Here is a 15,233-nt window from a genome sequence, read left to right on the forward strand (position 1 = left end):
AACCCTCAAGGAAGTTGTTCTATGGAACATAGAGACGCCTGGATCGCTGTCGTCAGCGATTTGCTGGCTGGTTATCTGCTCAAAGGCACGGATGATTGTTTCGAAACACAAGGCAGAGCGCATCTGGCGCGCAGCCTGGGGCAGTGCTTTGATCAGAACCTGCCAGTGCGTCTGGTACTGCCAGGTTTTCCCTGCAAGTCGCCAAACGCCAGTGACCAGACATTCGGCGTGCTGCCGGATTATGGTGAGGTGATGGCCATCGAGCGCCTCGACCAGCTCGGCCAAGCCATTGCCGCGTTGCACACACCGGGCTGTGTGGTGTCGATCCTCAGCGACGGGACGACGTTCAATGACATTGTAGGGGTGGCCGACGATATTCGCGCGGCCTACAACCGGGCTTTGCGTGAACTGTGCACCACCCATACGATTCAGTGGGTCAGCATGGAAGACCTGTTCCCGCAGGCCCGTAGTGCCGAGGCGGTTCGCGCCAGCCTGGTCAAGCAGGCCCGTCTACCCTGGAAAAACCTTGGAGAACTGATCGAGCAGAGCCGGCACGATGAATCCCTCAGCCAGGCCCATGACAACCTCTGTAGTCATTTGTACAACGACCTGCGCCTGTGCCGTGAGGGTGGGCAGAGCGAGGACGAGTACCTGCAGCAAATCAACTTCAAAGCCTACCAGATGATGTTTCGCGGGCAGGCATTGAATGCGGCAGTGGATCGTTTCTTCGGCGATGACATTCGATTATCGGTCCATCAGTACAGCAATGCCGGGCCAAAATTTACCTTTGGGTTGGCTGAAGGGCTGACCCGTGTCGACAGCCCCTGGCATGCCGTGCCGGTGTGCAACATCGATGGTGGCCAGCGTCTTCGCGCACGGGCCCAGGTCGACCTCGACCACCATGTGCTGGTCACCTGGCAGGGGCGGCCATGGCTCTACCACCAAACAGAAAGCCCGCAGGCCCAAGGCTTCGAATACGAACTGCAAAAGCTTCCGCTATTTGGCCTGGTGGTGCGAGACCCGCTGGGGCTGGGTTTCGAGCGACTGTCCACCGGCCTGCTGGAGGCACTGGTGGAAACCTTTGGTTTCGTCTGTCTCAAGGGCTGTCGCTTCGACGACCAGGACAGTTTTGCTCGCAGCTGTGAACGCTTTGGCACGCTGTACGAGTGGGCCTTCGGTGCCGTGCATGTGGTCAAGCCCGCGGACAAACCCCAAGGCGTGGTGCACTCGCTGGAGAAAACGCCTTTGCACTGGGACCTGAACATGCTGCCCGACAGCGACGCACAGGTTCAGCGCAATCCGAAATTCTGCGCCAGCAAATTCATGCTGTATTGCAAGATAGCGCCGCAGCCGGGCGAGGGTCAGACGACCATCGTCGACAGCCGAAACGTGCTGCGAAAAGTCGGGCAGCAAGTCGCCCGACAATGGCAGGCGGTGAACATCACCTATTACACCAAGATGACCTACTTCGGTGGTTCGCCGCGCATGTACAGCCTGGTGGATCATAACCCCCGTAGCGGCGAACTCATCCTGCGTTACCAAGAGGGCACCGACTCGGCATTGCAGACCCTGAGCCAGTCTGTGCAGGACCATGACGAGGAGGCCCAGCAGGCGCTGCTTGAACAGGTCAACGCGCTGGTTTATGACCCGGACTGCCTGATCGCCCATCAATGGAGCGAAGGTGATCTGGTGCTGGTCGACAACTATCGGACGCTGCACGGCCGACTGCCGATGTCGGCGGCTTCCTCCTCGCGGGAGCTGTGGCGGGTGCAGGTTTACTAACCGCTATCGTCTGGCAGGCCCTGGAGACAGGGCCTTGCAAGAAATTCCCTTATAGGTAGTCCGTTTGACGTCATTGGGCTGCCTTCACATTCGTTTAGCTAAACTGGTGTTCGTACGAAGCAACGTGTTGAGTAAATAATTTCTCATATAAGTGATATGGAACGCCGAGTATATTTATCTCGATACAATGAGGCAGAAGCTCTTTCGAATAATCCAGGATGCTCACGCCAGCGCATGGAATAACCATACCTGCTTCGGTCTGAACAGAAATATTTAGTGCGGACTGATCATGATGGTTTGTGCAACACTCGTTCTGGATTACAGCATACCCATCGGCTGGTTCGAACTGACCAAAAACTACGCCCATGGGTGGATCCCCTTGTTCGAGTGTCGAGTGCCCTACCAAAACCTCTCCGCTATAAATTGAGAATCTCTCCACAGTGATGTCTACCTTTTATACAAAAACAGGAAGGTGTGGATTTATTTACTGCCTTGGCGGGCTCCGCTCCTAGGCACACATCTTGGCCAAAAAATAAACCTGTCCCCTTTGTTCATACGGACATTGAACTCACAGAGCTGCGTTTGGTGTTGTGCTACGCCTATAAACGATCAGGCTGCTCGATGTAGCGATAATTAAGGTTTGGCCAGTATAGGAGAACCCGAAAGCTCTCAGTCCGATCTCGATCGCCAGTTTGTGAAAGGCACTGGCCTTTTTATATTGGGCGCCATACAGCCATGAGCCCGGCTCGACCAGAAGTAAATGATGGCACGGCCAATTCAAGGGAACGTTCTCGATCACCCAACCGTCGAAAGCACCCACAGGCAGGCTGCCTCCATTGATACCGGCCATGGGGATGGTCTTGCCTGTCAGTGGACCGATACCTTCAGCCTCCAGGTACTGATTACTTTCGACATCCTCCGTATAGTCTCTTGCGATCTTCTGACCTGTCAGGCAATCGATAACGCTACGTCCTGAGCTGGAGGTCACCAGTAACAGTTCGGAGTCGCGGTCGAAACCAACTTCCAGAAGGCTTCCCACGGCAAACTGAGCGGCGATTTCCCAAGGGGACGGTGGTGAGGAGATGGGAAGCTGGCCGATAGTCTGACGCAGTGGGTCGAGGTATGAAGTATTCATGTCGGTCGAACGAGCCTGAAAATTTCGCTGTACGTTAGCACAGGTGATGCGAGCGTCCATTTTCGCCCCAGGCTGGGTGAAAACGCATGCGCCGTTTTGAAGTCTGCGTTGCTACGTAAAATCTGCCAGCGTTTGGTTAATCAGCGGGCCGGAAATCTGCTTGGGAAAAAGGTGACCGATCTATTTGAGTAAATAGATCGGTCACCTTTTTGTTTTCTAGAAACTACAAAACTTGTAACAGGCTATCCGTGATTACTCCCGAAAAAATCGTCTCTACCGGTCCGATGAGAAAGACAGGCCCCACGCCATCCCATTGAACCGTTACAGTTCCGCCATCACATTCAACCTCAACGGAGTTGTCTAACAAACCACGACGAATTCCGTTAACAGCAGCGCCGCAAGAGCAGGAACCTGAACCAAGCGGAATACCCCCCCAACGCTCCCAAATGCGCAATCGAATGTGCTTTCGGTCAATGATCTGGACGAAATGTACGTTCGTCCTGAGGGGAAATAGGGGGTTGGTTTCAATTGTCGGTCCAATTGTCGCTATATCAACGGCTGTTAGGTCATCCACAAAATAGGTGCAGTGCGGATTTCCCATGCTGCAAGCTGCTGGGTCACCAGCAAGCGGCAAAACAGCAGTGTCCATTTCCAGAGCCAGAGGAATGTCCGACCAGCTGAAAAGCGGCTCTCCCATGTCGACAGAAATTGCGCTGGTTGAGGTTCGTTCGCAAGCTAGTAAACCGCGATTGGTTCGGAGCGCTATGGAAGTAATATTTGATTCGCGCATCAGCATATCCGCGGCACCCCGAGTTGCGCTGCCACAAGCGTCGAGCGTGGAGCCATCGGCATTCCAAAACATCAAGCGCGCATCTGCATCATCGCAATCGAGCACCACTGCGAGTTGATTGAATCCGACGCCTCGGTTCCGATCACCCATTCGCCGAGCCATGTTACTTGTCATTGGATTTGACGAGTTTCGCGAGTCCACGATAACGAAGTCATCGCCATTGGCGTGCATTTTATGAAAGCTCAGCGGCATTGATAGACCCTCGCGACGAGACATATGGTGAATTGACGTTTAAAGGCGATCTAGCCCCGTCCGTACAGTTTATGCAAGCTGTGTGAAAGCTTGAGAGGCAGGTGTGTTTGACGATGCGCCCATCAGCTGGCTCTTGGCTAATTATCCCAAGGTGCACCCATTCATGCGGTACAAGCTAACGATAAATGTTAAAGTGCCATCACTCTCCGTTGACGAAGTACGCCTGCATGGATGCCTCATTTCACCGTTTCAGCTTATTGTCATTACTTGGATTTGCCTTGATTCTTTCCGGGTGCCAAAGCATCGGCTCCGGCACTCAGGACGATCGGTTCGCCAACTTCCGCTGCGTGTATTACGGGGATCAGGATCCCATCACTTGGGAGCAGATCGAATACATCCGCAAGCGCAGCGAGAACGGTGACCTCCTTTGCAAGATCGTGCTCGGAGATTTGTATGAGCATGGCCATGGCGTGCCGCAAGACATACCGAAGGCCAAGACCCTCTATCAGTCTGTGGCCGACGTGGAAGTGTCGGCCAATTACCAGCTCGGTCGCATGGAGGAAGAAGGCATCGGCGGGCCATCTAACTACGTGAAGGCCAGGCAGTTTTACCAACGTGCCGCCGCCAAATCCGAGAGTACCCGCAGTAAGATACAGTTGGCCGGACTCATGGAGGACGGCAAAGGTGGCCCTCAGGATCTTGAGGGAGCGTTGGCGCTTTACTTCAACGCTATCAAGTACATCGGGGATGACGCCTGGAAGGGCGTTCAACGGCTGCGCGCCAAAGGCCTGGCTCTGAATGCCGAACAGGAAAAGCGCTACAACGAAATCTGGGCCAGTAGCGTAAGGGACAGGCTCAGTAGAAAGATAACGGATGCGCAAATAAAATTGTCGAAGGAGTTCAAGCCAGCCCCGGCTATCAAGCCGGTAAAGCTCCAGTTGGAATACGCCCCTGGTTCCGTTATACCCCTGATATCGCCGCTGGAAAGTTCGGGCGATAGCGCCATCGACCAAGCGGTGTTGCAGGCCATGAGCAACTACCGGTTTCCCGACGAGCCGATACTGCACGAGGGCGAGAAGACCTGGAAGGTGATCGCCATCGTCAACCTAGGCTCAGAGTGACACGCCCCAGCGTCCTGTGCGTGCAACCCACAGCGAGTAGGAAGTTTCGCGACCTGGATTCCGCTTTTGGAAGCGGTCAGTCGTAATCGACTAACTGCTTCCCGCAGGATAAAAACAGAATGTAAGCAGGCAACAAAAAACCGCAGCAATGCGGTTTTTTTGCGACTAAATGCAGGTCACTACCCCTTGGGCGTATCAAACCCACGCTGCTCGATCACTGCAAATGGAAAAAAAGGAGAATTTATTTACAGCTATCGTCTAACCCCTTAAATAACCTCAGGGCAGGCCCTGAGTGCAGGGTCCTCCAAAAATCCCTTCCGAGACCTTGACCCATCACTGCGCAATAAAGTCGCGAACAGCCCGAATAGTCTGCGTCGGCGCCTCTTCCATCAGCCAATGTCCTGCCCCCGGCACCACCACTTCCGTGACCTTGTCCGCTGCGTTGCGCATCACGATCGCTTCATTACTTCCAAAAGACTTTTCTCCACCAATGGCCAGTACCGGCATGGTCAGTCGCGTCGCCATCGAGGCTTTGTTGTCCGTCTCATCCTGACGAATGCTGCGGAACTGGGCGAAGGCTGCGTGCATGGCGCCGTGACGGGCATAGAGTGTGGCGTAATGCTGACGGGTTGCTTCATCCACCTTGGCGGGATTGCCCGCGAACTCGTTCCAGAACCGGTCCAGGTAGATTCGCTCGCGACCGGCGACCAGGCGTTCGGCATCCGGCCCGCCGAAGTCGAAGTGCCAAAGCATCGGTGAGCGGACAATCTCGTTCCAGGGCGGAATGCCCGGCACGGGCGCGTCCATCACTACCAGGCGATCGGTACGCTGCGGATAACGCGCGGCGTAGGCGTAAGCGACCATGGTGCCGATGTCGTGGCCGATGACCACCGAGTGTTCGATACCCAAGGCTTCCAACACCCCACGGATGTCGCCTGCCTGGGTCTTCTTGTCGTAGCCGCTGTCCGGGATCGACGACAAGCCCATGCCGCGAAGGTCCGGCACCACGACGGTGTGATCCCGGGCCAGATCGGCGGCCAGTGGTGCCCACATGTCACCGGTGTCACCGAAGCCATGCAAAAGCACCACGGCCGGCCCCTTGCCGCCGACGCGTACATGGAGTGTGACGCCTTCTACAGGGATGTCCTGAGTACGAAAGGAGGCAGGAAATGGCGTCACCTGAGCCTGTGCCGGGATGCTTAGAGCAAGCAGCATAAAAACGGTCAACAGGACACGGATCATGATGGTGTCTCCAGACGTGCGCGTGGAAGGGGGTCGAGCCTATGTGTATGTCACTTGGTGGCGAGCGTTGACCGCGCAACGAGATGCACATAATCGACATGCCCCATCCAGCAGCAAGCCGATACGACCAAAATGGCGAGTTTTCTGAAGCACGATAAGGTCCCGTTCGGATGAGCTTAGACCGTTTGGCTGTGAATGCTGGTTGTCATCCTGACCCGGCGTAGCGGCGTCACCAATCTCCAGTCCTGCTACGAGGAATCGCATCGGTAACCAAGGTCGACACCTTGATCTAGAGCCATAGCGCTGACAGGCTCTCTTATAGGGCGTGTCGCGATTGGCGCACTGAGTTAAAGCATGAATGTTTCATGCCCTCATTCACCAGATGCCGTAACCAGAAAGATCTTCAATTGAAGACCTATCGAGGTTGTGCCTGGGCATCGTCGATACTTGCAGTTGTTAGCAAGCTTGCGAATTGGCTTGGTATTTGCTTTCAAAGTCGCACATGAATGTCGCGGTTGGAGAAGTGAATGTCGCTATCAAGCTATATGATGCAGCTATCCTCTAGCGAAAAACACTGGTTACCGTGGTTCGGCAAGACTGGAAAAATCGCGATGCGCCGGGCTTGTTGGCTCAATCAGTCGGCTTACCCGGTGATAGAACAAACGTTCGAAGCCATTGCTGAAACTCGCGTGCAGTTGCTGCACAACTGGACACGCGAGCAATGGGAGCACCTGACTGAACTGGCGGAAAATCTCGGTCGTGATTTCGCCCATCTCGACAGCACTACGCTGGTGGATAAACTCAGCCAGGCTGAAGACTTTTCGGAGTTGTTTGTCGTCGATGCCAGCGGCACCGTCATCGTCTCGACTTGGGAGGGGCGCGGTAAAAGTCAGCCAGAGCACTCTCGTGCGTTGGCAGAAGGATTGAAGGCGCCGTTTCTCCATGGTCCCTACAGCGATCCACTGACCTTGCAAATCGGTCCATCTTCTTCGCGCTTCCACGATGAAGTCACATTGATGTTCTACCAGCCGCTGAAGGCCGACGGAAGAATCCTGGGCTGCTTGTGCGGTCGCGTGCCAAACGATGTCCTGGGCGATCTTATCCAGCGTGAAGCCGGGCACATTTTTGCCGAATCGGGAGACAACTATCTGTTCATGGCCCAGTCACGCTTTGATCTTGCTATCCAGCCGGGAACCGCGTTGTCGCGCTCACGCTTCGAGGACGGTACGTTCACCCACGGCGAGAATCTCAAAAGTGGCGTACACACGGCCTGGAAGACCGTGCAGATCCAGCGACACACAGAACTTGAACTGCGCTTTACCGACCCGGCGACCCAGCAGTTGCACCCGGGAGTACGCGAAACCATCCGCACGGGCTCCAACCTGTTCGTCACTTATCCCGGTTACTCGGACTACCGGCATATTCCAGTGGTCGGCAAGGGCGTCACCTTCCAGTTGCCAGGATCACCGGACCGCTGGGGCATGATGTGCGAGGCCGATCTGGAGGAGGTATACCGCCGGCGCTCGCTCAGTTACGGCTTGATGAAACCTTATCTCGCGACCATGACGGGCCTCTTTGCCTGTAATTTCACGGTCCAGCATTACAGTGGTCTGGCACAGAGCCTGATCGATACCATCGAGGTCCTCAGCATGGTGTGCGCCACTGTCCTGTTCAGCCTGCTGGGGCCCAAGCGTCTTGCGGTGAGGTTGAGCGAGATGACGGGTGTGATCAGGACCATCGCCGAGGGCGAGGGCAACCTTCGCCAGCGCCTGGACACGACGCGAATGGCCAACGATGAGACCGGTGACATGGGGCGCTGGATCAATAGTTTTATCGACCATCTGGACTCGGTTGTAGGGCAGGTGGTGAAGGCCAGTCGCAACGTCGGCACCACCAATCAAATGATGCTCGGCCGCAGCCAGGAAGCCAGTCTCACTTCAGGTGAGGTTGCCGAAGCGGTGCACCGCATGATGATCATCGTTGAAGATCAATTGGGTGAGATCCAGCAGGCATCCGCCAGTGCCGAACAAATGAAGCAGGCGATGGACGAAGTGGTCACGCGCGCGCGCGCGCAATTTCTCGCTGTGCAGGAGGGGACGCAGTCGATTCGGGACGTGGTCAAGCGATCGTCATCGAGCGTACAGCTGCTCGACAGTCGGATGACGCAGATCGGGAATATCACCGGCCTGATCAGCGACATCACCAACCAGACCAATCTGCTGGCACTCAATGCGGCCATCGAGGCCGCACGCGCGGGCGAACATGGTCGTGGTTTTGCGGTGGTCGCCGACGAGGTACGTAGCCTCGCCTCGCGGACGTCACGCGCTGCCGACGACATTCGGCAAATGGTCGAAGGCTTGCAGAACGAAACGCAAAAAGCCGTCAGCTTCATGGAGGACGGGGTCAAGGAAGTCGATAACAGTCTGCGTCTGGCCGAAGAAGCATCCTCGGAAAACGTGCAACTGCATCAAGCCGTGGAAAGCATGTTCGCGATCATCCAGCAACTCAACAAGCGCAGCCTCGACTACGGCAAGACGATCAAGCAGGTCGACCAGTCCTCCTCCGAGATGCGCCAGACCGTGGTAGTGCTGCAAAGCAGTGCGGAAACAGTGAGGCTCAATGCCAACAAACTGCAAAAGTTAGTGGGACAGTTTGAGGTGAGTAATAACAATCGACGAGGAGCGGCGGCTTGAGTCCGTCCTGGGTACGTCCGGCAAAGTTTAGGCGAACTGTAAATCCGATTTTTTCAACAGGATCGGCTGAAAGATGCCACGGATGTCTAGCCCCTTAAATAACCTCAGGGCAGGCCCTGAGTCCAGGGCCCTCCAAAAAAGCCTTCCGAGACCTCGACCCGTCACTGTGCGATGAAGCCGCGAATCGCTGCAATGGTCTGCGTCGGCGCCTCTTCCATCAGCCAATGTCCTGCCCCCGGCACCACCACTTCCGTGACCTTGTCCGCTGTATTGCGCATCACAATCGCTTCATTGCCCCCGAAGGATTTTTCACCCCCAATGGCCAGCACCGGCATCGTCAGTCGTGTCGCCATCGACGCTTTGTTGTCCACTTCATCCTGACGAATGCTGCGGAACTGGGCGAAGGCTGCCCGCATAGCGCCGGGACGGGCATAGAGTTTGGCGTAATGCTGGCGGGTTGCTTCATCCACTTTGGCGGGATCGCCCGCGAACTCGTTCCAGAACCGGTCCAGGTAGATGCGCTCACGACCGGCCACCAAGCATTCCGCATCCGGCCCGCCGAAGTCGAAGTGCCAAAGCATCGGTGAGCGGACAATCTCGTTCCAGGGCGGAATGCCCGGCACGGGCGCGTCCATCACTACCAGGCGATCGGTACGCTGCGGATAACGCGTGGCGTAGGCGAAGGCGACCATGGTGCCGATGTCGTGGCCGATGACCACCGAGTGTTCGATACCCAGGGCTGCCAACACCGCACGGATGTCGCCCGCCTGGGTCTTCTTGTCGTAGCCGCTGTCCGGGATCGACGACAAGCCCATGCCGCGTAGGTCCGGCACCACGACGGTGTGATCCCGGGCCAGATCGGCGGCCAGTGGTGCCCACATATCGCCGGTATCGCCGAAGCCATGCAAAAGCACCACGGCCGGCCCCTTGCCGCCGACGCGTACATGCAGGGTGACGCCTTCTACAGGGATGTCCTGAGTACGAAAGGAGGCAGGAAATGGCGTCACCTGAGCCTGTGCCGGGTTGCTTAGAGCAAGCAGCATAAAAGCGGTCAACAGGACGCGGATCATGGTGGTGTCTCCGGAGGTGCGCGTGGAAGGGCCCCGAGCCAATGTGCGTGTCGCTTGACGGCGAGAGTTAGCCGCGCAACGAGATGCACATAATCGACATGCCCCATCCAGCAGCAAGCCGATACGACCAAAATGGCGAGTCTTCTGAAGCACGATAAGGTCTCGATCGGATGAGCTTAGACCGTTTGGCTGTGATTGATGGTCGTCATCCTGACCCGGCGTAGCGGCGTCACTGATGCCGCCCTCTCCCTGATCGAACAGAATCGCGTGGGTCCTTTCGTTGGTTCCCTCAAGAAATTGCTTGAAGGCATTTCTATGTCTTTGGCGGACTTCTTCACCTTCGACCAGCCGCCTCGGGAACATCAATACGTGTTTCGTGCCAATGAACAGCCATACTTGGGGCGTTTTTTACCCGTTATGGGCGTTGAGCGGACGGCAGATTTCAGAAAAAATTAACATTGACATTATATTTCTAAACGACACAGACAGCCTTTCAGCCTGCTATAAAAGTAATGAGTACCCAGCAACATCAACAATGACCAAGGAAGGTCTATATGTTAATCACAAGACACTGCACCCTGTTTTTATTTTTGACGCTGATTGCAAATCGTGAGTCATTAGCGGAAGAGTACTATTGGAAAATTTACGAGGGTGATGTTCCTTACCACCTTCAAGAAAAGCAACCCTCTCCCGAATTGGCTTGCAGATGGCTATATCAAGACAATGACAAAGCATGGAACTACACCTCACCGGTAGCAACCGAGTACGAAAGCACTTGGAACTGCCATATGATATTTGGTCGCGACCCAATAGATGATTCTTACGGAACCGTCTCGATTGTCCGCCTTGGAAAGGCTTGCACGGATGATCGAATATTCAACAAGTCATCTGGGCAGTGCGAGCATCAAGGTATTGATAACAGCTGTCCCTCCAGCATTGCGGGAAATCCAATAAACTTTGTAACCGGTTATAAGCTGCAAGCCGAAAAAGACTTTTCCGTCTTGACTATAAATTCCAATGCAAATCCTCTTGAGTTCTCAAGGTTTTATAGGAGTGTCGAAGGACTATGGACTCATAGTTATTCATCCAGACTCAGCGTTGAAGAAAATTTGGTTGCCCTGATCCATAACGATGGAAGTCGGTCTTTTTTTGAAAAACAAGGGGCGTCCTACGAACCTAAATCACCAGAGACAGGGAAGCTCGTTAACCAGTCAAATCGCTGGAGCTATCAATCGCCCAATAACCGCCTGCTAGAATTTGATGAGGATGGAAGACTGATCAAGCTTCTAAAGTCAGGCAATGCCCTGAACATTACCTACGCCGATAAGTTTGTAACCGTTACTGATGCATTTGGTGCCACAGTGGAATTCACTGAGGACACAAAAAAGCAACCACTCAGCGTAACGGCGGACAATATTAAAATTCGCTATCATTACAATGAATATAAACAATTAACTTCAATGGTCAAGACTTATCCGGATCGCACGGAGAAGAAGCAATATGTTTATCAAGACCCCAAAGACAGCAGGCTCCTGACTGGAATTACTGATGAGCGTGGGGTGCGTTATGCCTCTTGGGCTTACGATGAACGAGGTCGCGCTATTTCAAGTGAACACTCCGGTGGCGCAGAAAAAATCTCAGTCAGCTATAACGCGGACGGCTCGTCAACGGTCACTAATGAATTGGGCAGAAAGACCCGATATACATTTGAGTTAGTGAAGGGCGTCAAGCGTATCAAGTCTATCGACGGTATACCCACCGCTAACTGCCCTGATAGCAATTCGACCTTTACTTATGACGACCGTGGCCACCTCGAAACAAAAACAGACAACAACGGCAACGTAACAACCTATACCCACAATGATCGTGGCCTGGAAACTTCCCGCACAGAAGCCAGTGGAACGCCCGACTCCAGAACTATTGTCACCGAATGGCACCCGACTTTATTTTCTCCCGTGCGCATCACCGAACCGGATCGGTTGATTCAATACACCTATGACCTTCAGGGACGACAACTTAGTAACACTGTAATCTCACGTTGATTCAGAAGGATCTGATCATGAACACACTTATATTTAGGGTTGGGTTGTTAGCGCTAGCGCTGGGGGGCACTCTTGTTACCGTACCCTTTTGGCAAGCACCAGAGCGCGGCTGGTCATTTACCTACAACGCTGAAGGCCTGATCGAGTTCTCTGATGGACCGCGAACTGATGTAAATGACATCACTCGTTACGAATACGACGCAAAGGGGCATCTGATACGCGTCATTAACCCGCTTGGGCACATCACTGAGCTTTCGAATTTCGACTTTATGGGTAATCCACAAACCCTTGTCGATCCCAATGGCGTCTCTACAACCCTGACCTATGCGCCACAAGGCTGGCTGACCTCAGTCAGTACTGCGAACGCTTCCACGCGGTTCGAACACAACGCTGTCGGTGACATTACGAAGCTGATTCGTGGTGATGGAAGTTGGTTGACCTACACCTGGGACGACGCCAGGCGGCTCACTCGTATCACCAATAGCCTGGAAGAGCGAGTCGAATTCGATGTTGATCCAATGGGTAATCGCACCGCAACACGCCTGAAAGACAGTGCGGGTAATCTGACGAAACAGCATCGATGGGTGTATGACGAACTGGGCCGATTGCTGCACTCAGTGGGTGCTGCTGGTCAGACCCGTCGCCTGCAATACGACCTGAACGATAATCCCACCACCTCTACCAATCCTCGCAATGACAGCAGTAGCAGCGCCTATGATCCACTCGACCGGTTGGTGAAGAACACTGACCCGCTAAACGGCACCACTCGTTTTGAATACGACGCTCAAGACAACCTCACGCACGTCAACGACCCGCGTGGAGTGAACACTCGATATCAATACGACGGCCTCGGTAATCTGACTCATCTGGTCAGCCCCGACAGCGGCACCAACACCTACAAGCATGACGCCGCTGGCAACATCACACAGAAGACTGATGCCGGCGGCGTAGTCACGCTATTCACTTACGATGCTCTCAATCGTTTGACCGCTCGCCGTTATCCGGCCAAGCCGCAACTTGATACCCAGTTCCACTACGACGCCATGGCCGAGGGCAACAAAGGCATCGGCCGATTAACTGGGGTAGAAGACAGCAATGGTGTGCTGAGTTACACCTACGATGAGCAAGGCAACCTCACAGGGCAACGGCATCTCCTGACAACGAACGAAGTCGCTCGGTCCGATTACCTCGGCTATCGGTACGACGGCGCCAATCGACTGATCCGTATCGACTACCCGACCGGCTTCAGCATCGACTACCTGCGCGACTCCGCCGGGCAGGTCAGTCAGGTGCACATGCGGGTTGGCGCAGATGAGCCGATCGGCTTCGCCAGCAACCTTGCTTATCTCCCCTTCGGACCGCTTAAAAGCCTGACCTGGACCAACGGCGCCACGCTTGAACGTAGCTATGACCAGGACTATCGGTTGACCGCGCAAACCGTCGTCGGCTGGAGCAACCTGTATGACTACGATGCCAACGGCAACATCACCCAAATACAAAGTAGCCTGCTCGGCGAACTGAACTACAGCTACGACGCGCTGGATCGTCTGACAGAAGATGCAAATGCCAGTCAGCAGCAAACCTTCAGCTATGACGCTGTGGGCAATCGCACCGACAAAACCCTCACGCCTCTAATTGAAGGTCAGGTGCAGGGCAGTGCCGTCACGACGTACCAGTATGGCGCCAGCAACAATCGTCTGATCCAAATCGATGGGCAATCGGTAAGTTCTGATGCGGCGGGTAATCTGATCCAGGACCGCGCTGATCGTCAATTGATCTACGACGAACAAAATCGCCTGAGTAGCGTGAAAAGCGGCGACCTGACCCTGGCCGAGTTTCGCTACAACGCTTTGGGCCAACGCACCCAGAAAGTCACCCCACAAGGTGTTACTGCATTCCTTTACGGGCCCAGTGGTCAACTGCTCGGCGAAACCCTGTTCGACATCGACGGCAAAAAGCTGACGAGTCAATACTATGTCTGGCTCGATGGCCTGCCATTAGGTGGAGTAAGCGTTAACTACGACGCGACAGGTGCACTCGCAAGCAGCACCCCGTTTTATATCCACAGCGACCATCTCAACACACCGCGCATCGCCACCAACGCCAGTCAGCACACGGTATGGCAATGGAAATCCGATGCCTTTGGCGCCGGAGAAGCCAGCGGCAGTCTGACCTTGAACCTCCGTTTTCCTGGCCAGTATTACGATGCTGAGAGTGGGCTGTACTATAACTATTTCCGGGATTACGATCCGGAAACGGGGCGCTATGTCCAAAGTGATCCGATTGGGCTGAGTGGCGGCCTCAACACCTACGCCTATGTGGAGGGCAATCCACTTAAGTACGTTGACCCCACAGGGCAAAGCGCACTTTTGATCCCGGGTGCCGAAGCGGGCGCTGCTGCGGGCACGTTTGTATGCCCTGGTGTGGGGACTGTTGTTGGCGGTGTTATTGGTGCAGGCGTTGGAGCTGGACTGGGTTGGTATCTCGGGGACAGGCTTTTCAATGAGTCCACAGATGAAGGACGAGCCGACCATGCAGCTGGTAGAAAAGATGATGCGAAAAGCGATGCGGGTCGACAAGTTGGAGACAAAAATAAAGTCATAGAAAATGGCAAGGTCTATGACGATTCTGATACTGGACATACCGTGCATGTAGACAGGGATCGGGTTGTCATCATAGATAACCAAGGAAGGCCTGTTACCCAGTTTAAGAATACACGAGCTAACACTAACTCCCGAGTAAATTCCGGGAAGTGGATACCTAGGTAGGGGGGGATATGAATAAATATTACAGCTCGCATCTTGTATGGAAGAGAGTTGATGAAACTCATGCTATTAGATATTTATGTTTCTATGATCTTTCCAGTAAAAAGTATGCCGTGCAAAACGCGGAGTTTTTCTATTTGCCCATAAGTAAAGAAAGAATATTTGAGGCGGACGTAAATGCAATAGAGCTTTTTGTTGATGTCGACCCTTCAGAACGATGTGATTGGTTCGATGAGCTTGCAGAAGCTCTCCAGGATCACGATCTAAATTTTTCTTGAGAATGAATATACCTCGGCTCAGTTCGAAATCGGCCCCGCTCCAGTCAAAGTGCGCGAAAGTGG

At 54.3% G+C, this 15,233-nt stretch carries 10 protein-coding genes and 1 pseudogene; 7 read left to right on the forward strand and 4 right to left on the reverse strand.

The genetic code is table 11. The features are described 5' to 3' along the window. Positions 1 to 21: 21 nt before the first annotated feature. Positions 22 to 1,782 (forward strand): isocyanide synthase family protein, encoded by a 1,761-nt coding sequence (locus NTD87_RS24815; protein ID WP_262116826.1) that lies wholly within the window; start codon positions 22 to 24, stop codon positions 1,780 to 1,782. A 568-nt stretch (positions 1,783 to 2,350) separates the two neighbouring features. On the opposite strand, the gene NTD87_RS24820 is transcribed toward NTD87_RS24815, so the two are convergent. Then, positions 2,351 to 2,977, reverse strand: coding sequence for a hypothetical protein (locus NTD87_RS24820; RefSeq protein WP_262116827.1), 627 nt, complete (start codon positions 2,975 to 2,977; stop codon positions 2,351 to 2,353). 163 nt (positions 2,978 to 3,140) lie between these two features. Continuing rightward, positions 3,141 to 3,959 (reverse strand): diaminopimelate epimerase, encoded by an 819-nt coding sequence (gene dapF, locus NTD87_RS24825; protein WP_262116828.1) that lies wholly within the window; start codon positions 3,957 to 3,959, stop codon positions 3,141 to 3,143. Between the two features lie 227 nt (positions 3,960 to 4,186). Between dapF and NTD87_RS24830 the strand changes: the two genes are divergently transcribed. Then, on the forward strand, positions 4,187 to 5,080 hold the full coding sequence (locus tag NTD87_RS24830) for a tetratricopeptide repeat protein (protein WP_262116829.1): 894 nt from the start codon (positions 4,187 to 4,189) through the stop codon (positions 5,078 to 5,080). A gap of 333 nt (positions 5,081 to 5,413) precedes the next feature. Here NTD87_RS24830 and NTD87_RS24835 read toward each other — a convergent pair whose 3' ends face one another. Then, the gene (locus NTD87_RS24835; RefSeq protein WP_262116830.1) at positions 5,414 to 6,322 is read right to left on the reverse strand and encodes an alpha/beta fold hydrolase; all 909 of its coding nucleotides are present in this window, start codon (positions 6,320 to 6,322) and stop codon (positions 5,414 to 5,416) included. Between the two features lie 2,042 nt (positions 6,323 to 8,364). Here NTD87_RS24835 and NTD87_RS28180 point away from each other — a divergent pair. Then, positions 8,365 to 9,015, forward strand: coding sequence for a methyl-accepting chemotaxis protein (locus NTD87_RS28180; RefSeq protein WP_410017524.1), 651 nt, complete (start codon positions 8,365 to 8,367; stop codon positions 9,013 to 9,015). A 161-nt stretch (positions 9,016 to 9,176) separates the two neighbouring features. On the opposite strand, the gene NTD87_RS24845 is transcribed toward NTD87_RS28180, so the two are convergent. Further along, entirely contained in the window at positions 9,177 to 10,085 is a 909-nt protein-coding gene (locus NTD87_RS24845) for an alpha/beta fold hydrolase (RefSeq protein ID WP_262116832.1), read from the reverse strand. A gap of 198 nt (positions 10,086 to 10,283) precedes the next feature. On the opposite strand from NTD87_RS24845, the pseudogene NTD87_RS24850 reads away from it, so the two are divergent. The 4 genes and pseudogenes from NTD87_RS24850 to NTD87_RS24865 all read left to right on the forward strand — a co-directional run. Next, positions 10,284 to 10,490 (forward strand): annotated as a pseudogene (locus tag NTD87_RS24850) (XRE family transcriptional regulator); the annotation flags it as partial. A 149-nt stretch (positions 10,491 to 10,639) separates the two neighbouring features. Further along, complete coding sequence (locus NTD87_RS24855; protein WP_262116833.1) at positions 10,640 to 12,127, forward strand: DUF6531 domain-containing protein; 1,488 nt, start codon at positions 10,640 to 10,642, stop codon at positions 12,125 to 12,127. 17 nt (positions 12,128 to 12,144) lie between these two features. Next, the gene (locus tag NTD87_RS24860; RefSeq protein WP_262116834.1) at positions 12,145 to 14,895 is read left to right on the forward strand and encodes an RHS repeat-associated core domain-containing protein; all 2,751 of its coding nucleotides are present in this window, start codon (positions 12,145 to 12,147) and stop codon (positions 14,893 to 14,895) included. An 8-nt stretch (positions 14,896 to 14,903) separates the two neighbouring features. Further along, the gene (locus tag NTD87_RS24865; RefSeq protein WP_262116835.1) at positions 14,904 to 15,170 is read left to right on the forward strand and encodes a hypothetical protein; all 267 of its coding nucleotides are present in this window, start codon (positions 14,904 to 14,906) and stop codon (positions 15,168 to 15,170) included. Positions 15,171 to 15,233 lie beyond the last annotated feature (63 nt).

Origin of the sequence: Pseudomonas sp. 6D_7.1_Bac1 (genome assembly GCF_025465945.1) — a bacterium.
Taxonomy (GTDB): Bacteria; Pseudomonadota; Gammaproteobacteria; order Pseudomonadales; family Pseudomonadaceae; genus Aquipseudomonas.

Excerpts from the sequence above, each read along its gene's own strand:
- NTD87_RS24815 (WP_262116826.1), top strand. The coding sequence starts at position 22 with ATGGAACATAGAGACGCCTGGATCGCTGTCGTCAGCGATTTGCTGGCT.
- NTD87_RS24820 (WP_262116827.1), bottom strand. The coding sequence starts at position 2,977 with ATGGACGCTCGCATCACCTGTGCTAACGTACAGCGAAATTTTCAGGCT.
- dapF (WP_262116828.1), bottom strand. The coding sequence starts at position 3,959 with ATGCCGCTGAGCTTTCATAAAATGCACGCCAATGGCGATGACTTCGTT.
- NTD87_RS24830 (WP_262116829.1), top strand. The coding sequence starts at position 4,187 with ATGGATGCCTCATTTCACCGTTTCAGCTTATTGTCATTACTTGGATTT.
- NTD87_RS24835 (WP_262116830.1), bottom strand. The coding sequence starts at position 6,322 with ATGATCCGTGTCCTGTTGACCGTTTTTATGCTGCTTGCTCTAAGCATC.
- NTD87_RS28180 (WP_410017524.1), top strand. The coding sequence starts at position 8,365 with ATGGACGAAGTGGTCACGCGCGCGCGCGCGCAATTTCTCGCTGTGCAG.
- NTD87_RS24845 (WP_262116832.1), bottom strand. The coding sequence starts at position 10,085 with ATGATCCGCGTCCTGTTGACCGCTTTTATGCTGCTTGCTCTAAGCAAC.
- NTD87_RS24855 (WP_262116833.1), top strand. The coding sequence starts at position 10,640 with ATGTTAATCACAAGACACTGCACCCTGTTTTTATTTTTGACGCTGATT.
- NTD87_RS24860 (WP_262116834.1), top strand. The coding sequence starts at position 12,145 with ATGAACACACTTATATTTAGGGTTGGGTTGTTAGCGCTAGCGCTGGGG.
- NTD87_RS24865 (WP_262116835.1), top strand. The coding sequence starts at position 14,904 with ATGAATAAATATTACAGCTCGCATCTTGTATGGAAGAGAGTTGATGAA.